The sequence below is a fragment of the Zhongshania guokunii genome, assembly GCF_040892635.1.
Taxonomy (GTDB): domain Bacteria; phylum Pseudomonadota; class Gammaproteobacteria; order Pseudomonadales; family Spongiibacteraceae; genus Spongiibacter; species Spongiibacter guokunii.
In genome coordinates, this window is the sequence record NZ_JBFRYA010000021.1 from 43198 (window position 1) to 66081 (window position 22884).

Below are 22884 nucleotides of genomic sequence, written 5' to 3' on the forward strand. Positions count from 1 at the left end.
TCCCGTAATTAAACGCTTGCTTGGTGCCTTAAAAGAAAATTACATTACACAAACTACAGCGACGAACGCACTGCTTTAAAGACTCTCACCGCCAGTTATAACTGCCGCCAAAACGCGCACATCATAAATTATGTGTAGTAATACGCAATAGGTGAGATCAGCTCAAAATATGTGAATTATGCACTGGGGGAACTTGCAATCAGAAAGAAACACAGAAAATGTGCCAAGAGCAGATGTAATGCAATTTACAACAGCGGCTTACAGAAGGATGATGCAAATGACAAAATAATGGGGTGGCCGACGGGGCTCGAACCCGCGACAACAGGAATCACAATCCTGGACTCTACCAACTGAGCTACGGCCACCATTGGGGTACTACTAAGAGGGTACTGCAAACCTGTAAATGGCGCGCCCGACAGGATTCGAACCTGTGACCGACGGCTTAGAAGGCCGTTGCTCTATCCAGCTGAGCTACGGGCGCAAAATCGCCTTAACTGAGATACGAAAAATGGTCGGGGTAGAGAGATTCGAACTCCCGACATCCTGCTCCCAAAGCAGGCGCGCTACCAGACTGCGCTATACCCCGTTTTTCGTTTCCCGTATGCCTCGCTACAGGAGGTGGGCATAATACGCAGCAGCCCTTCCTTCGTCAACGCTTTTAGGAAAATTATTTCATTTCATTTGTTGGCCTGCCGTTTCGGCCCATGCGACAATAACATCTTAATTTGAATCACCTTTTTGCGAGACTATTTCGAATGGCAGCTCTGATCTTAGATGGCAAAACACTGGCGGCAAGCTGGGAAGAACAACTGGCAGCACGAGTCACTGCCCTCAAGAATAGCTCCGCCGGCAGAACCCCAATACTTGCGACCATTCTGGTGGGCGACGACCCCGCCTCTGCTACCTATGTAAAAATGAAAGGCAATGCCTGCCGCCGCGTAGGCATGGACTCGTTAGCTGTTGAGATGCCAAGTTCAACCACCACCGAGCAACTATTAACTAAAATTGCCGAACTAAATGCCAACCCTGACATTCACGGCATTCTACTGCAACACCCAGTGCCAGAGCAGATTGACGAGCGCGCATGCTTTGATGCGATCGCTCTGCATAAAGATGTGGATGGCGTTACCTGCTTGGGCTTTGGCCGCATGGCTATGGGCGAAGACGCCTACGGCTGCGCTACTCCCAAAGGCATTATGCGCATACTGGAACACTACAAGATCGACATCGAAGGCAAACACGCCGTCGTTGTGGGCCGTAGCGCTATTTTGGGCAAGCCCATGGCGATGATGCTGCTCGAGGCGAACGCCACAGTCACTATTTGCCACTCCCGCACCCAGAACCTACCAGCACTGATTAAGCAAGCCGACATCTTAGTTGGCGCGGTTGGCAAACCCGAGTTTATTAAAGCCGAGTGGATTAAAGATGGCGCAGTTGTTGTTGACGCCGGCTACCACCCAGGTGGCGTTGGCGACATTGAACTAGCACCACTACTCGACAGAGTCAGCGCCTACACACCGGTGCCAGGTGGCGTTGGCCCAATGACAATCAACACACTTATATTTCAAAGTGTCGACTCCGGCGAAAAAGCCCTAGCCTAATCCGGACAAGCCTTATGGGACGCATTAAACCCCCCAAGAAAATTGGTCCGGCCCAAAAAATTGCGCGCGCCCTACTAAGTGGCGTGCTGCAACTTTTTTTCTGGGTAATGAGCACCCTGCGCTTTAAAAATCAGTTGGAAATCGAGCGCCCCTGCGTAATGGCGGTATACCACGATGAGCTAATGCCGCTCATCCACTATTTTCGCAATGAAGACGTCACTGCAATCGCCTCGCAAAATCACTTTGGCTACTCGATTGCTAAGGTTATGGAGCGCTATGGTTACGAAGTGGCACTCGGCTCCCGCAGCCGTGGCGGCATGGATGCTTTTTTTCAGTTGCTAAAAGCCGCGCGCAAGGGCAAAACCATTGCCTTCGCGGTAGATGGTTCACGGGGCCCTCGCCACGAAATGAAGCAGGGCGCAGTGATATTAGCCCGCAAAGCTAAGCTGCCCCTCTACCTTATTCGCGCCAGCTACAGTGGCTGGCGAATAGAGAAGTCTTGGGATAAATCAAAATTCCCCAAGCCCTTCGCCGAAGTCAGCTTCAATTACGAGCGCTTCCCAATGGAAGATTACGCTGACGAGAGCGACATTGAGGTAATCCTTGCCGCAGCGCAAAAACGGCTTTCTGCTCTGCAAACAGACGACTACGGTAACCACTGAATGCAACTAAGCCGCAAGCATCGCGCCCTGCTCTTTATAAGCTACGCCATTGTTATAACAGTGTTATCCCTACTCCCCGCCAATACTGCACCAAGCTTTGGCATCTGGGACAAGGTTCAGCACTTCAGCGCCTATCTGCTATTTATGGTACTGGCCTTCCCGCTTGCACACTGGCATCGCTGGCGACTGCTCACCGCCGCCGGTATTATTGCTTATAGCGTAGTAATGGAGTACGCCCAGCGCTTATCGCCTGGACGCCAAACCTCATGGGAAGATGTTTTTGCCAATAGCCTCGGCGTTGCCGCAGGCTATTTACTGGCATGGGGGCTGCTCTATAGCATTAAGTGTTTTAGAAAAAACGATAGCCAGCGCTAAATATTACTCTCGGCGCCAAGTTGTTCCCTCGCGACTGTCTTCTAAAATAACGCCCTGCGCCTTAAGAGAGTCTCTAATTTCATCAGCACGTGCAAATTGCTTATCTTGCTTAGCTTGCACCCGCGCCGCAATCAACGACTCTATCTCCGCCGCCGCCAACTGATCGCTACTGCCAGCCTGCAAATACGCATCTGCGTCTAATTGCAAAATCCCTAACACAGAGGCCAAAGATTTTAGCTGCCCACCTAGGACTACAGCGCGAGCTTTATCGCCACTGTCTTTTGCGCTATTTAGTTCGCGCACCATATCATAGAGCACTGCCAGCGCGACCGGCGCATTAAAATCATCTTGCATCGCCGCATCAAAGCGCTGCGCGTAGTCGTTGTCGAGCACTACCGCCGAATAATCACAGATTGCGACATCTGGCAAACCTTTCAGGGCGTGATAAAAACGATCGAGATTCTGCTTCGCTATCTGCAAATTATCTTCAGAGTAATTAATCGCGCTACGGTAGTGACTAGAGATCAAGAAATAGCGTACTACTTCAGTGTGATAGCGATCTAAAATCTCACGGATCGTGAAAAAATTGCCCAATGATTTAGACATTTTCTCATTGTCGACCCGCACCGCGCCGGCATGCATCCACGCCCGCGCATACTGAACGCCCGTTGCCGCTTCCGACTGAGCAATTTCGTTTTCGTGATGAGGAAAAACTAAATCGGGGCCACCGCCGTGAATATCAAAGGTATTGCCCAAGCAGCACGTCGACATTGCCGAGCACTCAATATGCCAGCCTGGGCGCCCTTTGCCCCAGGGCGAAGACCAGCTCACACTGTCGTCATCTACCGCTTTCCACAGTGCAAAATCGCGCGGATCATCCTTCGCTTCATCCACCGCAATACGCGCACCAGAAAGCAGCTCATCGGGCTTTTTGCCCGACAATTTACCGTAATCAGCAAACGCAGTTACCCGGTAATAAACATCGCCATTACTCGCCTGATAGGCGTGACCGCTAGCAATTAGGCGCGTAATCATGGCAATAATATCGCCGATATGCGCGGTTGCACGGGGCTCTTGGTCTGGCGGCAGAATATCTAAGCGCGCCGCGTCCTCATGCATTGCCTCAATAAATCGCGCAGTAAGCGCCTCGTATGGCTCGCCATTCTCCGTCGCCCGGCGCAAAATTTTATCGTCTATATCAGTGATATTACGCACGTAAGTTACATCGTAGCCCTTGGCACGCAAAAACCGCGTAATCACATCAAAGGCCACCAACACCCGCGCATGCCCCAAATGGCAGTAGTCGTATACCGTCATCCCGCAGACATACATTTTAATTTTACCGTCTTCAAGCGGGATTAAATCCTGCTTGCTGCGGCTGAGAGTGTTGTAGATTTGTATAGTCATAAATATTCGCTTAATGCTGGACGGTAAACGGAAGACGCTAACAAACGTCAAACCCCATACCGCCATAAAATTTTAAATGTAGCTATTCCCAGCTGAACAACTGACATGAACTGCGAGACATTTTTGCGTCTCCCACCTCCCCTCCAGCCGCTAGCGCACCATACCGCTTGTCAGACGTTCGACTCTTTACTACCCCAAGTATCCCGCAGCGCGATGGCGCGATTAAACACCGGTTTGTCGCTACTATGCTCGCGGCGATCGGCAACAAAATAGCCGGTGCGCTCAAACTGGAATCGAGCCTCAGGAGCTGCATCGGCAAGGCCCGGTTCGATCCAGCAATTTTCAAGCACGGTCAATGAACTGGGATTAACGTGATTAAGGAACTCTTCGCCGCCACGGTCCGGCGCTTCATGAGTAAATAATCGGTCGTATAAACGCACAATGGCTTGCTTGCCGTGGCTGGCCGAAACCCAGTGAATAACGCCTTTTGGTTTTACGCCATCGGCGGGATCTTCACCCAAGGTAGCTTCGTCGTAGCTGCAGTGCACTTCGGTGATATTACCATCGGCGTCTTTAACAACCGACTCCGCGAGCAGTACATAAGCGCTGCGCAAGCGCACTTTTTTACCTAAGACTAAGCGCTTGAATTTTTTATTTGCCTCTTCGCGGAAATCGTCCCGCTCAATATACACCTCGCGACTAAAGGGCAAGGTGCGCTCGCCAAGATCATCGCGATTAGGGTGACCGGCAGCGCTAAGCTGCTCAACCTTCTCTTCAGGGTAATTGGTAATGACCAATTTCAGCGGATCCATTACACACATGGCCCGCGGCGCATTTTTGTCGAGGTCGTCGCGAATCGCGTGTTCCAGCATGGCCATATCGACCACCCCTTCACTGCGCGCCACGCCAACCATATCGCAGAAATTGCGCAGCGCGGCGGCGGTATAACCACGACGACGCATACCGGCAATTGTCGGCATCCGCGGATCGTCCCAGCCATTAACAACGCTCTCGTCTACCAGCATTTTTAGTTTGCGCTTGCTGGTCACGGTGTAATTGATGTTTAAACGCGCAAATTCGTACTGCTTAGGCTGCGCAGGCACCGGCAGTTTCGCAAGAAACCACTCGTATAAAGGACGGTGATCTTCAAACTCCAAGGTGCAAATGGAGTGAGTGATGCCTTCTAGGGCGTCGGACTGGCCGTGAGTAAAATCATAATTTGGATAAATGCACCATTTGTCGCCAGTCTGATGATGGCTAACCTTGCGGATGCGGTAAATAATCGGGTCACGCAAATTAATATTCGGCGCCGCCATGTCTATTTTGGCCCGCAATACGCGGCTACCTTCGTCAAATTCACCGTCGCGCATGGCGGTAAACAAAGCCAAGTTTTCTTCTGGGCTGCGCTCACGGAAAGGACTATTACGCCCCGCCTCAGTTAAGGTGCCGCGGTATTCGCGAGCCTCATCGGCACTTAAATCGCATACGTAAGCGTCGCCATTGCTAATTAAATGCAGGGCGTATTCAAACAAAGTGTCGAAATAATCTGAGGCGTAGCGAATCGGGCCGGACCACTCATAGCCCAACCAGCGGATATCTTCTTGTATCGCGTCAATATAAGCCTGCTCTTCTTTGGCCGGATTGGTGTCGTCAAAGCGCAAGTGGCAGCGACCGCCAAATTGCTCTGCCAAGCCAAAATTAAGGCAGATTGATTTGGCGTGACCAATATGTAAAAAACCGTTGGGCTCTGGAGGGAATCGCGTTACCAGCTCGCCGCTTAAGCGTCCGCTGGCAATATCTTCTTTAATAATACTGCGGAGAAAATTATTGCCGGATACTGCATTGTCAGTCATTGAATGATTCCGTTAATCGTCATTAGCCTGCTTGGCGGGCCTCGGGCTCGGCGCGAGCGGACCCAATATCCAATTCGCTAGGCTGGTTTCGCCGCGAGGCCAAAAGCCGTATTATAGCGGCTTTAATTTCCGGTTATAAGCGAGATCAGCGCAAATGATTATCTTCAAAACGAATTTCGGCGACATCAGCATTGAATTGGACTTCGAAAACGCTCCTAAGACATCTGAGAATTTCAAACAGTACGTTGTTGACGGCTTCTATGACGGTACTATTTTTCACCGCGTTATAGACGGCTTTATGTTGCAGGGCGGCGGTTTCGAGCCCGGCATGAAGCAAAAGACCACCCGCGCCGTGATTGAAAATGAAGCAGACAACGGCCTAAAGAACGATGTTGGCACCTTGTCTATGGCCCGCACCTCAGACCCACACTCAGCTAGCTCGCAGTTCTTTATTAACGTCAAGAACAACGACTTCCTTAACCACAGCAGCAAAACCATGCAGGGCTGGGGCTACGCCGTGTTCGCTAAAGTAACCGACGGCATGGACGTGGTTAACAAAATCAAAGGCGTAAAAACGGGGAGTGCAGCAGGACACCAAGACGTACCAATGGAAGACGTCATCATTGAAAAAGCAGTTTGGGTAGACTAATTCCCCAATGACAACGCTCTTTATCTCAGATTTACATCTAGATGAAACTCGCCCGGATATCAGCCGGGCGTTTTTTGAATTCCTGCGCGACGACGCCAGCAAAGCTCAGGCCTTGTATATCCTCGGCGATTTTTTTGAAAGCTGGATAGGTGACGATGATCGCTCCACGCTCATCGATGAGGTGAGCCTTGCGCTCAAAGCCCTCACCGACAGCGGAGTTGCGCTCTATATAATGCATGGCAACCGCGACTTTCTAATAGGCCAGCAGTTCTGCGCTACCGTTGGCGGCCAATTATTAAGCGACCCAAGTGTTATTCAAATAAATGGTGAAGCGACCCTGCTCATGCACGGCGACAGCCTGTGTAGTGACGACCAAGAATACATGCGGTTTCGTAAAATGTTGCGCTCGCCACAATGGCAGCAAGACGCACTTGCCAAACCCTTGGAAGAGCGCCGCGCTATAGCCAAGCACCTGCGCATGATGAGCAGCGAAGCGAATAGCAATAAAGCCGAAGACATCATGGACGTAAACCTTGATGACGTGAGCCGCGCAATGCAGACCCACCAGTGTCAACGCTTGATCCACGGCCACACTCATCGCCCCAACCGCCACCCGATGACAATTGACGGCCAGCCCGCCGAACGAATTGTACTTGGCGACTGGGATAGCGCTGTTTGGGTACTTCGCGCCAATAACGACAACCTCAAACTAGAGCAACACCCCTTCCCCAGCACTTCGGCGTAAGCCAATAAAACAGCCTAGAGCAAGCGACTCAGGGCTGTTTTGCACCATTTTGAACAACACCGCCGCAACACACTCTTTTTACCCAGCACCCAATTAGCGCACACCCCTCGTACACACAAACCCACAAAAAACTCTAAGCATTTGATTAATAACAACATAATACTAGTGGCATAGCTATTGCTAGTTCTAGGCAGAACGTTCTGATCCAAAACTACCTGACCTTAAGCGGCGGTATTACGAAACGGTCTGTTGGCGATCTTGATCTCATCCCGGCAACCGGCACTCACTCGGAGACAGATAAATGCCTTGGTATCATAGCTTTATTAAATACACCGTCGGTGCCCTTGCACTTACAAGCACCTGCTTTGCAATGGCTGCAGATCTCGAAAAGGAAGAATTAAAATTCGGTTTTATCAAACTGACCGATATGGCGCCCTTAGCCATCGCCTATGAGAAAGGTTATTTCGAGGACGAAGGACTTTACGTTAGCTTAGAGGCACAAGCCAACTGGAAGGTACTACTTGATCGGGTCATTGACGGCGAGCTCGACGGCGCCCATATGCTAGCCGGACAACCGCTTGGCGCTACCATTGGTTTTGGCACCCAAGCGCACATCATCACCGCCTTTAGCATGGACCTTAATGGCAACGGCATAACCGTTTCTAATAGCGTCTGGGAAGACATGAAGCCCCACATTCCAAAACAAGCCGACGGCAAGCCGGTTCACCCGATCAAGGCCGACGCACTCAAACTCGTCGTTGACAAATATAAGGCCGAGGGCAAGCCGTTTAAAATGGGCATGGTATTCCCAGTTTCTACCCATAATTATGAATTGCGCTACTGGCTAGCCTCCGGCGGTATCCACCCAGGTTACTACGCACCGCTGAAAGGTGATACCAGCGGGCAAATTGATGCTGACGCTCTGCTTTCCGTTACACCGCCACCACAAATGCCTGCCACCTTAGAGGCCGGCACTATTGACGGCTACTGCGTGGGCGAACCATGGAATCAGCAAGCCGTTTTCAAGAACATCGGCGTTCCCGTTATTACCGATTATGAAATCTGGAAAAACAACCCAGAAAAAGTCTTCGGGGTAAGCAATGAGTGGGCAGAGAAATACCCGAATACTCACATTGCCGTAGTTAAAGCCATGATCCGCGCCGCCAAATGGCTGGACGACAACAACAATGCCAACCGCCCCGAAGCCGTTAAAATTCTCGCTAAATCGGCCTACGTTGGCGCCGACTACGACGTTATCGCCAACTCTATGACCGGCACATTTGAATACGAAAAAGGCGATAAACGCGAAGTCCCCGACTTTAACGTTTTCTTCCGCCACAACGCGACTTTCCCGTACTACTCCGACGCCATTTGGTATCTAACCCAGATGCGCCGCTGGGGCCAAATAGCCGAGCACAAGCCCGACAGCTGGTATATGGAAATTGCCAAGAAGGTTTACCGCCCCGACATTTACCGCAAAGCAGCTGAGCAGTTGATTGCTGAAGGTAAAGTCAGCGCCAGCGAATTTCCAAAGTTTGCGACCGAGACTGGTTTTAAACCGCCGCAAACTGAGTTTATTGACAACATCACCTACGATGGCAGCAAGCCTAATGAGTACCTCAGTAAATTCAGCATCGGCCTAAAACCAAAAGACACTCTGAAGTAGTAGTCGTACAGCCCCGCTGGCCACAGCGGGGCAAAAGGAGCACCTATGTTTAAACAAAACACCCTGCATTACTTGAGTGTTGCAGGTTTCGCATGGCTAGTCCCACTCATTAAACTCGCCAGCTGGGAGAACCCCCGCGAGCAAGCACAGGAAATTGTTCGCCTTATTGGCCTGCCGTTAATAGCCATTTTGGTATTTCTTGCTATTTGGTCTACCGCGGCATCGCGAATCGACACTAGCCTTGGCACCTTTCCCGGGCCGACGGCCGTGGTATCAGCAGCCCAGGGCCTATATCAAGAACATTTAACGGAGCGTGAAAAGGCGGTTGCATTTCATGAACGCCAAACCAAGCGCAATGACGAAAAGCTCGCAAAAAACCCAGACGCTGAAATTAAGATTCGGGACTACACCGGCAAGCCTACGTATTTCGATCAAATTTTTACCAGCCTCATTACGGTATTTACCGGCTTTTTAGTGGCTTCACTTATTGCCGTACCCATAGGTATAACCTGCGGTCTAAGCCCGCTTTTGAATACCGCCATCACGCCCATTATCCAAATTCTAAAACCAGTATCGCCGCTTGCTTGGCTGCCGTTAGTAACCATGGTGGTTAGCGCGGTATACGTAAGTGATGACCCCGCCCTATCTAAGTCATTTATCAACTCAGCCATCACTGTGACCTTGTGCTGCATGTGGCCAACCCTGATAAATACCGCCGTCGGCGTTGCTAATATCGACAAGGATCTAATCAATGTTGGTCGTGTTATCCAGCTTGGCTGGTTCACGCGAGTACACAAAATTGCCATACCCGCAGCGCTACCTATGATCTTCACCGGTTTGCGCATCTCCCTAGGCATTGGCTGGATGGTATTAATTGCGGCAGAAATGCTGGCGCAAAACCCAGGTCTTGGCAAGTTCGTTTGGGATGAGTTTCAAAACGGCAGCTCCGAGTCCCTCGCCCGCATTATGGTTGCTGTGATTACCATCGGCTTTGTTGGATTCATTCTGGACTCATTTATGCATACCCTCCACAAAGTCATCGCCCACGACGAAGCCTGAATCCAAGGATGCCGACATGTCTACTTATCTTGATATTTCACAAATTAGCATTGAATTCCCCACCAAAACCGGCCCTTTTAAAGCCTTGGACAAGGTCGATTTAAAAATTGATCGCGGTGAATTTATCTCACTTATCGGCCATTCGGGCTGTGGCAAATCAACGGTACTCAATATCGTTGCTGGACTTTATGAAGCGACTGAAGGTGCGGTAATACTCGAATCCAAAGAGGTCAATGCCCCCGGCCCAGACCGCGCCGTGGTTTTTCAACACCACTCTTTATTCCCTTGGCTAACGGTTTATCAAAACGTTGAGCTGGCCGTTAAGCAGGTCTTTAAAGGCAAAAAAACCAAAGCCGAGATACGCGAGTGGGTAGACTACAATCTCGCATTGGTGCACATGTCACACGCCAGCCACAAGCTACCGGCCGAAATATCTGGGGGGATGAAGCAGCGGGTTGGCATCGCCCGAGCCCTTGCCATGGAGCCCAAAGTATTACTCATGGATGAACCTTTTGGTGCATTAGATGCACTGACCCGCGCCCACCTTCAGGACGCATTAATGGAAATCCAAGCAGAGCTAAACAATACTGTCATTCTTATTACCCACGATGTGGACGAGGCGGTATTACTCTCTGACCGCATTGTTATGATGACCAATGGCCCTGCGGCAAGGATTGGAGAAATTCTCAATATTGATTTACCCAGACCAAGAGATCGCTTAGCACTGGCCGATAACTCAGACTACAACCATTACCGCGCGGCAGTACTAACATTCTTACACCAGAAACAAGCAAAATCAGACACGCCGCCAACACAAATTAAATCCGCCGCAAGCCCTTTGTCGGAAGTTAAAAAAGCCGTTGGAGCCTAAAATGGGAACCATTAACAATAGAAACGGATTTCAACTCGAAAAGCCCGATGTCACCCTAGGGTTTATCCCTCTTACCGACTGCGCACCACTGGTGATCGCCCAGGAAAAAGGCTATTTCAGTGCCGAAGGTCTTAACGTCACCTTGTCCCGAGAAGCGTCTTGGGCCGGCATCCGCGACAAAGTAGGCCTAGGGATACTTGACGGCGCACAGATGCTAGCCTCTATTCCAGTAGCGTCCAGACTCGGTATTGGTGGCCCAAAAATCGACATGGTCAGCGCCATGGTGCTCGACCTAAACGGCAACGCCATAACCATTAATAATCAGCTTTACAATCACTTGTACGAAATCGATTCGCGCTGTGAATTTAGTCCGCTGATTGCTGCTCAAGCACTGCAATGTTTGATTGAAGAAAACAAACGTAGCAAGCGACCAAAATTGCGCTTTGGTGTGGTTTACCCCTGCTCAACCCAAAGCTATGAACTACGCTATTGGCTGGCGAGTGCGGGTATCGACCCTGATCGCGATGTGGAAATTGTCGTTATTCCACCGCCAAAAATGGTAACCGCCATGACCGATGGCGACATCCACGGCTTCTGCGTCGGGGAACCGTGGAATACCCTCGCCGTACAGCAGCAAATCGGCCATGTGGTCGCCACCAAATACCAGCTTTGGAATAACAGCCCAGAAAAAGTATTTGCAGTTAGCGAAAGCTGGTCAAAAGAAAACCCACTCACCCATCAAGCCCTATTGCGCGCACTGATCAAGGCTTGCATCTGGCTAGACAAAAAAGAAAATCGTCGGGTTGCCGCAAAAATTATTAGCCAAGCTGCCTATATTGCGCTGCCGGAGGAAACCGTCGCCCTTTCGTTGATGGGCTCTTCACTAAAACATCACGGCCTACCCGCTGAAAAAGTTGAAGATTTTCACGTATTCCACCGTTATTCAGCCAATTTCCCATGGCTCAATCACGCTGAGTGGTTTATTTCACAAATGTATCGCTGGGGGCAGCTAACCACACCAGTAAATATTGAGGAGACCGTCGCAGCCGTTTATAAGCCAAGTCTTTTCCGTATCGCGGCAGCCGCAGTCGGTATCGAGTGCCCGAGTATCGACCGTAAAACCGAAGGCAATTTGCATGAGAAGATGATTCTAAGCAAGTCACAACACATCGGTCCCAATCAATTTTTAGATGGACAAATCATTAGCGTCGGCGGCATTATTAAATACTTAGAAAAACAAAATCTATCCAAAGCAGACATTCCCGCGCTCCGCTTAATCAATGTTCAAAAAGAGGTTTAAAACTGTCGATGAAAGTTTTACTAATTGACATTGATTCCGAAAGAGCAAAAAAAATAGAACCCATTATTTCTTGGACAGGAATAGAATTAATCAGCGTTAACGACAGCGATACCGATATTTATCAATTGGTCGGAGAAATGCACCCCGAAGTCATTTTAGTCGACACCAATTCTCCCAATCGCGACACCTTGGAACATTTAGCCCAGCTCGAAAAAAGTGCTCCGCGCACAGTAATAAAATTGGGAAACACCCGTTCAGTAAGTATTAATCGCCTCGCCTCTGAAGCCGGCATTAGCCTCTATGCCATCGACGCCGTACCCATGCCATTACTGCAATCACTAATCGACATCGCCATTAGCTATTTCCACAGCGTCGACCAGTTGCGCGCAGAGGTCGACGCGCTCAAGCCAACTATCGATGCTCGCCAAGCACTAAACAAAGCTAAGAAATTTATTATGGACACCTACGGCTTGGCGGAGGAGCAAGCCACAGATTTATTAAACAAAAATGCCGACCGGCAGCGTCGCCCAGTTAGCGATGTTGCCCGTCAACTATTAGAGACCGGGTCGTTTATTTAAACTCTGCACCACACAAAACTCCCCCTCGCTTTATAAGCTAAGCGCAAAGGGCGAAGACTAAATACTTGAGGGGATAAGCCCCGCCTAGCCACTATGTTTAAATGTGCAGACTTCAGACCGCCAAAGGACCGCTATGAAAGCGAAACTCGTCCTCTACCGTTTCAATTAAGTGCTGCTCTTTTTCTCGAAAAAAAGCCACTCGCGGCGCGATTGCTTCAACTGCATAGCGCTCTGCCAGCGCCAAATAATCTTTAAAATGGCGCGCCTCAGACTTCAGTAGCGAGTGGTAAAACGCGCCCAATTCTGGGTCTAACAGAGGGGCTATTTTCGCAAAACGCTCGCACGAGCGCGCTTCGATAAATGCGCCAATAATCAAAATATCGACCAATTTATGGGGGTCGCTAGTGCGCGCACCGGTGCGCAGACCATTGGCGTAATTGGCCGAGGATAAATGCCGATATTCAACACCGCGTTTTTTCATGATCCCCATAACCTGCTCAAAATGGCGCAGCTCTTCCCTTGCCAATTTAGACATCTTCATTAGCAGATCAGGTTTATCCACGTAGCGAAACATCAAATTCAGCGCTGTACCCGCCGCTTTCTTTTCACAATTGGCATGGTCTATCAGCATCTCTTCGGGAAAACGCAAGGCAGCATCTATCCAGCCTTGGGGGGTCTCACAGGGCAGGAATTCAAGTATTTCACTGATATCAACAGACATGGCAAAGCGCATCCAATCAAATTAAGGCAAGACAGAAAAACCGGCGCAGTATAGCAAAGCGAGGTGTTTTTCAGGAGCAATCGGGGGATAAAACCCCTGAGCAGCGCAAACTAAGGCTCGCGGCGCAGGTATCGGCCTATATAACGCTGATAATAAGCCTCAGACAGCAGATAAAACTCGCGATCAATCATATCGCGCAGCGATATAAGGGGTTCATCGCGATATTCCGCATCGATACTAAAACCAAATTGGGCGCTATCGCCGATCTGTCCTGCGCCTGCGCGCAGCAATTGAAACAACCAAATATAGGGGCTCTTGTGCACGGGGTAGCGAATTCGCTGGGTCTGCAACTGCCACTCCAAGAGCCCGACATCATCTATCCGGAGCTTATTTTCAATTACCTGAACCAAAAAGCCATCTAAACGCTGATCAATAATCTGCTTCTGGTCATCGCTATAGCTATTCCAATCGATCACCTCGTGGCTGTAACGCTTGCAACCCCGACACACCTCATCACCGAGTGCTGTCGAACAAACACCAATACAGGGGGTCACCACACGAGGACGCACAACAGCCAAGCCAAACTCCAGACAAAAAATAGCAAATATAGGACGTAAAGAGTAAGCCAGCACCACATGAGCTGGCAAGCGTGGTAATTCACTTAACGTATGTGTGGTTTTTCAGTATACTTGCAGCCCCCTATTTCGCATCGATGATGGGCATCGATAGCCCCGGCCCCGGCGATCCCGGCGGATGCGGGTACCGAAACTGAAAAGAGGAGTTACACTGTGCTTGAAGCATATCGGAAACACGTCGACGAACGCGCCGCGCAAGGCATTGTTCCCCAGCCACTCAACGCTGAACAAGTCGCGGGCCTAATCGAGTTGCTCAAAAATCCGCCTGCAGGCGAAGAAGCAACCCTTGTTGACCTGATCTCCAACCGTGTACCACCAGGTGTTGACGAAGCGGCTTACGTTAAAGCCGGCTTTCTGTCTGCCATCGTAAAAGGTGAAGCCAGCAGCCCTCTTCTGAGCAAAGAAGAAGCAGTTAAACTGCTGGGCAATATGCACGGCGGCTACAATATTGTGACTCTGGTTGACCTCCTCGACCACGCAGATCTTGCCAAACTCGCCGCAGAAGAGCTTAAGCACACCCTGCTGATGTTTGATGCCTTCCACGACGTAGAAGAAAAGTCCAAGGCTGGTAATGCACTGGCGAAAGAAGTGATTCAAAGCTGGGCCGACGCAGAGTGGTTCACCAACCGCCCTGAAGTTGCCGAAAGCATTGTTAACACCGTATTTAAAGTCACCGGCGAAACCAATACCGATGACCTGTCACCTGCACCAGACGCATGGTCACGTCCAGACATCCCACTGCACGCACTGGCGATGTTCAAAATGGAACGCGACGGCATTAAGCCCGACGTGCAAGGCAGTGTTGGCCCGCTTAAACTGATCGACACCCTGAAAGAAAAAGGCCACCCCATTGCCTTCGTTGGCGATGTTGTTGGTACAGGCTCTTCACGTAAATCAGCAACCAACTCAGTACTGTGGTTCTTCGGCGACGATATGCCTGGCGTGCCTAATAAGCGCTCTGGTGGTATTTGTATCGGCAGCAAAGTTGCACCTATCTTCTACAACACCATGGAAGATGCTGGCGCACTGGTATTTGAAGCCCCCGTTGACGACCTGAACATGGGCGACGTGATTGAAATCCGCCCCTACGACGGCGTCATTAAAAATGTTGAAACTGGCGCCACCCTGAGCACCTTTGAACTGAAGTCACCCGTACTTCTCGACGAAGTTCGCGCTGGCGGCCGCATCAACCTGATCATTGGTCGTGGCCTAACGGCTAAAGCCCGTGAATCACTGGGTCTGCCCACCTCTACCCTGTTCCGTCTGCCCGAGCAGCCCGCCGACACTGGCAAAGGCTACACCTTGGCGCAAAAAATGGTTGGTCGCGCCTGCGGTCTACCCGAAGGTACTGGTATTCGTCCAGGAACTTACTGCGAACCCAAAATGACCACCGTTGGTTCACAGGACACCACTGGCCCAATGACCCGCGACGAGCTGAAAGACTTGGCCTGCCTCGGTTTCTCTGCCGACCTGACCATGCAGTCGTTCTGTCACACTGCGGCTTACCCCAAGCCAATCGACATCGACACCCAGCACAACCTGCCAGACTTCATCATGACCCGTGGCGGTGTTTCACTGCGCCCCGGTGACGGTATCATCCACAGCTGGTTGAACCGCATGTTGCTGCCAGACACGGTCGGCACCGGTGGTGACTCCCACACTCGCTTCCCAATGGGTATCTCGTTCCCAGCGGGTTCTGGTCTGGTTGCCTTCGCCGCCGCGACCGGCGTTATGCCACTGGATATGCCTGAATCAGTATTGGTTCGCTTTAAAGGCAAAATGCAGCCTGGCATTACCCTGCGCGACTTGGTTCACGCCATTCCTTATCAAGCCATTAAAGAAGGTCACCTGACCGTTGAGAAAAAAGGCAAGAAGAACATCTTCTCTGGCCGCATTCTTGAAATCGAAGGCTTGGCTGGTCTGACTGTTGAGCAGGCATTTGAATTGTCTGACGCCTCTGCAGAGCGTTCCGCTGCTGGCTGTACCATCAAGCAAGGCATTCCAGAGATCTCTGAATACCTGCGCTCGAACATCACCCTACTGCGCTGGATGGTAAGCGAAGGCTACGGCGACCCACGTACTCTTGAGCGCCGCGCCGCCAATATGGAAGCATGGCTGGCGAATCCAAGCCTGCTCGAAGGCGATGCCGATGCCGAGTACGCCGCGGTTATCGAAATTGACCTAGACGAGTTAAAAGAGCCTGTAGTTTGCTGCCCTAACGACCCAGACGACGCTAAATTGCTGTCTGAAGTTGCTGGCGACAAAGTAGACGAAGTCTTCATCGGTAGCTGCATGACCAACATCGGTCACTTCCGCGCCGCTGGTAAACTGCTCGACGCCAACAAAGGCACGCTGAACACCCGTCTGTGGATCTCGCCACCGACGAAGATGGATCAGCACACCCTGATGGAAGAAGGCTACTACAACATCTTCGGCGCTTCAGGTGCACGTACCGAAATGCCAGGCTGTTCACTGTGCATGGGTAACCAAGCACGTGTTGCCGATGGCGCTACTGTGCTATCTACCTCTACCCGTAACTTCCCTAACCGTCTTGGCAATGGCGCCAATGTCTACCTGACCTCTGCTGAGTTAGCATCGGTTGGCGCGATTCTGGGCCGCCTGCCAACACCGGCTGAGTATATGGAATACTGTAAAGATCTGGATGCCATGTCTGGCGAGATTTATCGCTACATGAACTTCGATCAAATTGCGTCTTTCCAAAAAGGTGCTGAAGAAGGTAAGCGTATTGCGTCAGTAGAAATTACTGAAGTATCGATGTAAGTCTTTGACTTAAGTCGTTGAGAGAGCCGCCTTCGGGCGGCTTTTTTGTGCCAGTAACATTACGCCTTGACCATATGTTTTTAGATTCATCACATGTCATAGCGCACTATATCGAATTTATGCGCATCAACTACGAGCTAGGCAAGCCCCCTTTGAGCTCGCTGAGCATCGCAGAAACTGAGCGGGGCCTTTAGCGAGCACTATTTGAGCCGAAGGCGAGTTGCGCAGCGCCGCTCAGTTTTGAGAAGCACAGGAAACCCGAAGGGCGAGTGATGGGGTGTGCTTTTTCTTGCTTACTTCTTTTTTCACACAAAAAAGAAGTAAGTCGCCCAGCGAGGCGAAAACCACTCTAGCAGGCTAGCTTACAAAAAACTTTAATCAGCCTTTCTTCAAAGCCCGCTTTTCACCCCTACGCCGCGCAAAAAACGCCTGTAATACTGCAGTTGCTTCATCAGCGAGTACACCACCCTGCCACTCTACCCGGTGATTCATTTGGGCTTGGTCGAATAACTGTAAATGGCTACACACCGCCCCCGCTTTTGGCTCGGCAGCGCCATACACCACGCGTTTAATTCGGCTGTGAATAATCGCACCAGCGCACATCGCGCATGGTTCAACGGTCACATAGAGGGTCGTATCTGGCAGGCGATAATTATTTAGGATTTGCGCGGCACCGCGCAGCGCCACGATTTCTGCGTGGGCGGTAGGATCAGCACTGCTTATAGGCTGATTAAAACCCTCGGCAATAACAGCATTGTCTTTAACGATAATCGCGCCAACTGGCACCTCATTTGCCAAATCCGCCTGCTGCGCCAATCCCAAAGCATGGTGCATCCAATACTCGTCGGAAAATTCAGACATGCATACTACGCCACTGAAAAACCTCGTGCTTACTGCCCAGCATTCTTCGCCTCCACGGATTTCACCCCAAATTATATGTATTCGCTATTTTAGCCTATAAATGACCGTACCACTGTTAGCTGAGAACACACTAAAAACTGTAAAAATTCTGTGCTAGTGTCGATTTAGCCCTCGGCCCTCGCGTCGGCGACGAGTAGCATTAAGCAGTGGACTAAATTATAAGGAGAATAAGCATGGCCAACAAACACGGCGATTTCATCTGGTACGAGCTGCTAACAGACAATACTGATCTCGCGCAATCATTCTACGGGAATGTACTCGACTGGGAATTCAACGATAGCGGCCAAGCCGAGATGGATTATACGATTATCACTGCCAAAGCCAGTGCCGACATTGGTGGCATGCTACAGATTACGCCTGAGATGAGAGCAGGCGGCGCACAACCAATATGGCTAGGCTATATCGCCGCAGACGACGTCGACGCCTGTATTGACCGGATCATCACTACCGGTGGCACAGAAATAATGCCGGCAACTGACATTCCTGATGTTGGCCGTATCGCGATGCTAAGCGACCCCCAGGGCGCGCTGTTTTATATTATGCGGGGGCTTAGCGACGAAACCAGTCTTGCCTTTGCCGCTGACCACCCTAGGGACGGACACTGCGCGTGGAACGAGTTAATGTGCAGCAACCCCGCTGGGGCACGCTCATTCTATGGAAAGGAATTTGGCTGGATTAAAGACGGCGAAATGGATATGGGGCCAATGGGTACTTACGAGTTTTTACGTCACGATCATATGATTGGCGCAATAATGCCAAGTCCAGAAGCTATGCCACGGCCAATGTGGAATTACTATTTCAGAGTTGCAGACATTGATATCGCGGTCGAAAAAGTAAAGGCTGGCGGCGGAACGATATTAACTGGCCCAGGCCCAATTCCAGGCGACGAATACACCATTCAAGGACTCGACCCACAGGGCGCGGCATTTTCACTCGTAGGTCAACGGAAAGCCGGAGCATAAGTCAGTAATGCCATACGTTACTTGTTAACGAAACTAGGCGACCTCAAATCACCGACGCCGCCTTCTTAGACTTACCTTACAAAGCGCGCTTAACTTTACGATACCCTTCTTTAATCTCTTCGCCTAAAAGGGATATTGCGGCGTGCAGGCTCTCGACAGTGGGTTCCACTTCTTTATTAAAGTGCTTGGTTTTATCCACGAGCTGGCCCCACTTTTGTTCTAGATCCTGCCACTCGTCACGCACTTCCATATTAGCCAAATGAATTTTTACATTGATATCATCACGCTGCTCACGCAATTTTTCGATCATATCGTTAAAATTTTGCTTAGTACTCATCATCCACTCTCCATACGGCAAAGCTGCGAAAATGCGCTAAGTTAATACTACCTGTTTGATGGAAAAGCGAATTGATTCAAATCAAGCAAACCCAAAAGCCATTGATAATAGCCAAGCCGTGACGTGGAAGTATCAAGGGCTCGGCACTCTTTTACCTACGCGTCAGCTTTTATTTCTGCTACCGTCAGTTGTAACATTTTCACAACAACCTAATAGTCCTTAGGCTAAGCCAGCGTTTAGCAGGTTCTGGACTTCGAAAAGGCAACACATGTCATCTTATCAACAAAATCAAACACCTAAGCAAGCCGCCCCACAGCCAACAAGGGCTTACCTAGCTTGCTTACCGGGAAACAGCCGTAACACGGCTAGCGCCAGCCCAAAGCAGCTAACACCTAAAATATACCGGTACGCCTTATTCCTATTTTGCTTTCTGCTGAGCATGACGGCATGGCCAAGTTACGCGGCATCAACAAACACCCAGCAAATGATTAGTGACCTGCAACTTCGTCTGAATGCGGCGCAATCCTCTGAAAAGCTCAATTCTGAGCAACGCGATTTTATTGTCCAACTCTACCAGCAAGCCCTAGATAATCTGGCGCTAGCAACAGAAGACCGCAACCAAGCCCACGGATATATCGATCAAATCTCGACTGCTGCCACACGGCAGGCAGAGATTCAGCAAAAACTTGACCAAGCTCTGCCGGAAATCGATGTTGGCGGTAAACTTAGCCTTCTCGAAAAGCGCTTACTCAATCAACAAGCTACTTTACTCGAGCTACACAGCGAAGAAACCACTATAAATGCGCGTATTGTCACTGCGCAACAAGACGTTTCACCTCTTATAGAGGCTGCCTTGCAGAAGCAGTCTAACGCTGAAGCGCAATTAGCAGAAAGCCCCGAAAGCCAGACAACTGAACTCGCTAAAGCCCGCCGAGCGTTTAACGAGAGCGAAAGTATAGCCGCCAACGCACGAGTTGAATTATTGCGACAGCGCTTAATTTCCCGAGATTCACGACTTGAAATTTTGGATCTTCAGCAGCGCTTAGTGGTAAGAAAAATCGACATTGCGAATCAAGCTATCGAAAAACTACAAGAAGCTGTAAGTAGCGCCCGCCGAAATCAGGCTAATGCTATTGCCGAGCAAGCCCAACAACGCCTTGTTGAGTTAGAGAATGCGGATCAAGAGATTAAAAAAATTGCCCAGGATAACGCCGAGCTCGCTAGCGATATTGCCAATATCACGGCGCGCACCGATGACTTACTCAATAAGCTAGCACAGCTACGTGATGAGCGGTCTTACGTTGAACGTTACTCAAACAGCATGGCACAGCAGCTTGCCATCACGGGTGCCGATCGCCTCTCAACCTTAGGTGTCGATCTGCTTGAACAACGCCAACAGTTTTTTCAACGCTCCTCCCTAACCCTAAAAACTAAAATACTAGACGAAGAACTCGCCCGCGCCCAATTAACAAAACTTCGCTTAGAAGATCGTCAGTATTTAATCACCAAGGAAAATAACACGGGTTTAGATTCACAAAGCAACAAGCTGCGCGACGAACAAGGCCTATTACTCCAGAGCGGCATCAAAATTTACCGTCGGTACATTGAAACAATAATGACCACCCGAAGTGAAAATATCGCTTTAAAAGCTAAAACCGCAGAATACATGACACTTTTAAATAGCCGTCTTTTGTGGATACCGAGCACTACGCCACTATGGACTCAGCTAAAGCAAGCAATAGAGCAAGAAACGCCTTGGTCAGAGCGCCTATCAGCATGGCGAGCAAACACCCCATCGAAAAGCCTACAGTGGAGTAATAAGTGGCAGCTTTTTTTACTCGCCATTCCGGGATTAATTATTTTACTCAAGCCGCGATTACTCTCGCTGTTAAAAACCCTGGCTACTAACGTCGGCAAAGTAAACCGAGACCGATTTTCCGATACCGCGCTAGCATTATTAATCTCCCTATTACTGGCCTCGCCGGGTCCCTTAGCGCTTGGTTTCCTAGCCGCCTTAACGTCCGATGGCGGCGCATTGACAGAGCAGATTCACCAAGGGCTTAAGAATGCGGCGGGTTTATGGCTACTGCTTAATGTCTTCCGTGAAATATGTCGCCCAGACGGGGTTGCTGAGTTCCACTTTAAATGGCGTCTCGACATCATTAATGTCACCCGAAAAAATCTACGTTGGCTCACCTTAACGCTGGTTTTTGTATCACTTTTCATACCCATCGCAGACCACCCCGCAGACGGCAATAGCATTATTAGTCGGCTACTGTTCAGCGTATCGTCTTTAGCGCTTGCCTACGTAACACACCGCGTATTATGGCAACTCTTTTTGCTGAGAAATCACGCCCCTAGGCGCCAAATCAGTTTCAAATATATTATTCACGCATTGGCGGTTTGCATCCCCTTGGTACTGCTCGGCCTGTCTTGGTACGGCTATCATTTTTCAGCACTTATGATCCAAAACAAGCTTTTTGTAACCGCTTGTTTAATGGCTGCGCTGTTCATACTCTATTCCCTAATCTTACGCATATTCTCGGTAGTTGAACGCCGCATGACGCTTGAACGTCTGCGAGTGAAGCGTAAGGCTGAGCAAGCACAAAACGCGAATCGGCAAGCGGCTGATACGGCGGGTGAAGGGATGCCAGAGTCCATAGACGCCACCGAATATGATATGGACACCATTACCCAGCAAACCAGAGGATTTTTAGGCTTGTTAACGGGCGTTGCGGCAATCGTCCTAGGCTGGGAGTTATGGGCAGAAATACTACCGGCGCTGAGCATACTAAATACTGTCGAACTTTGGCGTGTAACAGGCGACAACCCCGCGATGGGTGACAAGGCGATCACCCTTGCCGACGGTATAATAGCCATCATTATGATGACGCTAACCTACTTGGGGGCGCGCAATTTACCCGGCATTTTGGAAATTTCAATCTTACGTAAACTGCAACTCGAAGCCGGTAGCAGCTATGCCATCACCACGGTGGTGAAATATATTATCGTGATGGTCGGCATTATCGTTTCGCTGAATATAATCGGCGCTCAATGGTCAAAACTACAATGGCTCGTCGCCGCGCTAGGTGTCGGCCTTGGTTTCGGTTTGCAGGAAATTGTGGCGAACTTCGTCTCCGGCTTACTCATCTTGTTCGAGCGTCCCATTCGTGTTGGCGATACCGTCACCGTAGGTAATCACACCGGCACCGTGACTCGCATTCGCATACGAGCAACAACGCTCACCGACTGGGATCGCAAGGAACAGATAATTCCCAACAAAACCTTTATTACCGAACAACTCACCAATTGGACATTAAGCGACTCTATTACCCGGCAAATTATTAAAGTTGGCGTTGCTTACGGCTCCGATGTGATTGCCGTGCATAAATTGCTCACTAAAGTCATTGAAGACAACCGTCGAATTACCAAAGACCCGCCGCCATCAGTCTTTTTTGTCGGTTTTGGCGACAGCAGCCTTAACTTTGAACTCCGCGTATTTGTACCCAGTATGCTCGACATCATGCCCTTAATTCACGAGATTCACGTGGAAATAGAGGCAACGCTGAGAAAACACGAAATAGAAATTCCGTTTCCACAACGGGATATATGGATTCGATCAGAGGGCGAGCAATAGACTATGAATAGCCCCTATCACTGTAGACACTCCGCATGGTAAAAATTAACCATCGGAGGAAGTATGAATCAACGTCGTAAATTTACTGAAGACTTTAAGCAAGAGGCAGCCGCTCAAGTCATTG

Annotated in this window: 19 protein-coding genes and 3 tRNA genes; 13 read left to right on the top strand and 9 right to left on the bottom strand. The window is 50.0% G+C overall.

Annotated elements, in window-relative coordinates:
- Window positions 1–289: 289 nt before the first annotated feature.
- The 3 genes from AB4876_RS17585 to AB4876_RS17595 form a co-directional block, all read right to left on the bottom strand.
- Window positions 290–365: transfer RNA gene (locus tag AB4876_RS17585), tRNA-His, on the bottom strand.
- Between the two features lie 39 nt (window positions 366–404).
- A tRNA-Arg gene (locus tag AB4876_RS17590) sits at window positions 405–481 on the bottom strand.
- Window positions 482–509: 28 nt separating this feature from the next.
- Window positions 510–586, bottom strand: a tRNA-Pro gene (locus AB4876_RS17595).
- 169 nt (window positions 587–755) lie between these two features.
- On the opposite strand from AB4876_RS17595, the gene folD reads away from it, so the two are divergent.
- The 3 genes from folD to AB4876_RS17610 are packed head-to-tail and all read left to right on the top strand — an operon-like array spanning window position 756 to window position 2638.
- Window positions 756–1601 carry a bifunctional methylenetetrahydrofolate dehydrogenase/methenyltetrahydrofolate cyclohydrolase FolD gene (folD, locus tag AB4876_RS17600; RefSeq protein WP_368383041.1) on the top strand — a complete coding sequence of 282 codons (846 nt, stop codon included), beginning with the start codon at window positions 756–758 and terminating at the stop codon, window positions 1599–1601.
- 14 nt (window positions 1602–1615) lie between these two features.
- Window positions 1616–2263 carry a lysophospholipid acyltransferase family protein gene (locus AB4876_RS17605; protein WP_368383042.1) on the top strand — a complete coding sequence of 216 codons (648 nt, stop codon included), beginning with the start codon at window positions 1616–1618 and terminating at the stop codon, window positions 2261–2263.
- The gene (locus tag AB4876_RS17610; protein WP_368383043.1) at window positions 2264–2638 is read left to right on the top strand and encodes a VanZ family protein; all 375 of its coding nucleotides are present in this window, start codon (window positions 2264–2266) and stop codon (window positions 2636–2638) included.
- 3 nt (window positions 2639–2641) lie between these two features.
- Here AB4876_RS17610 and cysS read toward each other — a convergent pair whose 3' ends face one another.
- Together cysS and AB4876_RS17620 are read right to left on the bottom strand one after the other, a co-directional pair.
- Complete coding sequence (cysS, locus tag AB4876_RS17615) at window positions 2642–4045, bottom strand: cysteine--tRNA ligase (protein ID WP_368383044.1); 1404 nt, start codon at window positions 4043–4045, stop codon at window positions 2642–2644.
- A 170-nt stretch (window positions 4046–4215) separates the two neighbouring features.
- A complete protein-coding gene (locus AB4876_RS17620; RefSeq protein ID WP_368383045.1) occupies window positions 4216–5898 on the bottom strand; it encodes a glutamine--tRNA ligase/YqeY domain fusion protein in 1683 nt (560 codons plus the stop codon).
- Between the two features lie 154 nt (window positions 5899–6052).
- Here AB4876_RS17620 and AB4876_RS17625 point away from each other — a divergent pair, with 154 nt between their 5' ends.
- From AB4876_RS17625 to AB4876_RS17655, 7 genes are all read left to right on the top strand, one after another.
- Window positions 6053–6547, top strand: a complete 495-nt coding sequence (locus AB4876_RS17625) for a peptidylprolyl isomerase (RefSeq protein ID WP_368383046.1) — start codon at window positions 6053–6055, stop codon at window positions 6545–6547.
- Window positions 6548–6554: 7 nt separating this feature from the next.
- Complete coding sequence (locus tag AB4876_RS17630) at window positions 6555–7292, top strand: UDP-2,3-diacylglucosamine diphosphatase (RefSeq protein WP_368383047.1); 738 nt, start codon at window positions 6555–6557, stop codon at window positions 7290–7292.
- A gap of 370 nt (window positions 7293–7662) precedes the next feature.
- A complete protein-coding gene (locus AB4876_RS17635; protein ID WP_438273423.1) occupies window positions 7663–8958 on the top strand; it encodes a CmpA/NrtA family ABC transporter substrate-binding protein in 1296 nt (431 codons plus the stop codon).
- A gap of 45 nt (window positions 8959–9003) precedes the next feature.
- On the top strand, window positions 9004–10017 hold the full coding sequence (locus tag AB4876_RS17640; protein WP_368383049.1) for an ABC transporter permease: 1014 nt from the start codon (window positions 9004–9006) through the stop codon (window positions 10015–10017).
- A gap of 16 nt (window positions 10018–10033) precedes the next feature.
- The gene (locus AB4876_RS17645) at window positions 10034–10888 is read left to right on the top strand and encodes an ABC transporter ATP-binding protein (protein ID WP_368383050.1); all 855 of its coding nucleotides are present in this window, start codon (window positions 10034–10036) and stop codon (window positions 10886–10888) included.
- A gap of 1 nt (window position 10889) precedes the next feature.
- The gene (locus tag AB4876_RS17650) at window positions 10890–12188 is read left to right on the top strand and encodes a CmpA/NrtA family ABC transporter substrate-binding protein (protein ID WP_368383051.1); all 1299 of its coding nucleotides are present in this window, start codon (window positions 10890–10892) and stop codon (window positions 12186–12188) included.
- An 8-nt stretch (window positions 12189–12196) separates the two neighbouring features.
- Entirely contained in the window at window positions 12197–12766 is a 570-nt protein-coding gene (locus AB4876_RS17655; protein ID WP_368383052.1) for an ANTAR domain-containing response regulator, read from the top strand.
- Between the two features lie 112 nt (window positions 12767–12878).
- Here the strand turns inward: AB4876_RS17655 and AB4876_RS17660 are convergent, their stop codons facing one another.
- Together AB4876_RS17660 and AB4876_RS17665 are read right to left on the bottom strand one after the other, a co-directional pair.
- Window positions 12879–13487, bottom strand: a complete 609-nt coding sequence (locus tag AB4876_RS17660) for a MiaE family protein (RefSeq protein ID WP_368383053.1) — start codon at window positions 13485–13487, stop codon at window positions 12879–12881.
- A gap of 110 nt (window positions 13488–13597) precedes the next feature.
- Window positions 13598–14056, bottom strand: a complete 459-nt coding sequence (locus AB4876_RS17665; RefSeq protein ID WP_368383062.1) for a DUF1289 domain-containing protein — start codon at window positions 14054–14056, stop codon at window positions 13598–13600.
- A 219-nt stretch (window positions 14057–14275) separates the two neighbouring features.
- Between AB4876_RS17665 and acnB the strand changes: the two genes are divergently transcribed.
- Window positions 14276–16903, top strand: coding sequence for a bifunctional aconitate hydratase 2/2-methylisocitrate dehydratase (gene acnB / locus AB4876_RS17670; RefSeq protein WP_368383054.1), 2628 nt, complete (start codon window positions 14276–14278; stop codon window positions 16901–16903).
- A 378-nt stretch (window positions 16904–17281) separates the two neighbouring features.
- Here the strand turns inward: acnB and tadA are convergent, their stop codons facing one another.
- A complete protein-coding gene (gene tadA / locus AB4876_RS17675; RefSeq protein WP_368383055.1) occupies window positions 17282–17764 on the bottom strand; it encodes a tRNA adenosine(34) deaminase TadA in 483 nt (160 codons plus the stop codon).
- Between the two features lie 233 nt (window positions 17765–17997).
- Here tadA and AB4876_RS17680 point away from each other — a divergent pair, with 233 nt between their 5' ends.
- Complete coding sequence (locus AB4876_RS17680; protein ID WP_368383056.1) at window positions 17998–18786, top strand: VOC family protein; 789 nt, start codon at window positions 17998–18000, stop codon at window positions 18784–18786.
- A 76-nt stretch (window positions 18787–18862) separates the two neighbouring features.
- Here the strand turns inward: AB4876_RS17680 and AB4876_RS17685 are convergent, their stop codons facing one another.
- Window positions 18863–19123, bottom strand: coding sequence for a hypothetical protein (locus AB4876_RS17685; RefSeq protein ID WP_368383057.1), 261 nt, complete (start codon window positions 19121–19123; stop codon window positions 18863–18865).
- 439 nt (window positions 19124–19562) lie between these two features.
- On the opposite strand from AB4876_RS17685, the gene AB4876_RS17690 reads away from it, so the two are divergent.
- Window positions 19563–22760: a mechanosensitive ion channel domain-containing protein gene (locus AB4876_RS17690; protein WP_368383058.1), complete on the top strand. Its 3198-nt coding sequence runs from the start codon at window positions 19563–19565 to the stop codon at window positions 22758–22760.
- Window positions 22761–22884 lie beyond the last annotated feature (124 nt).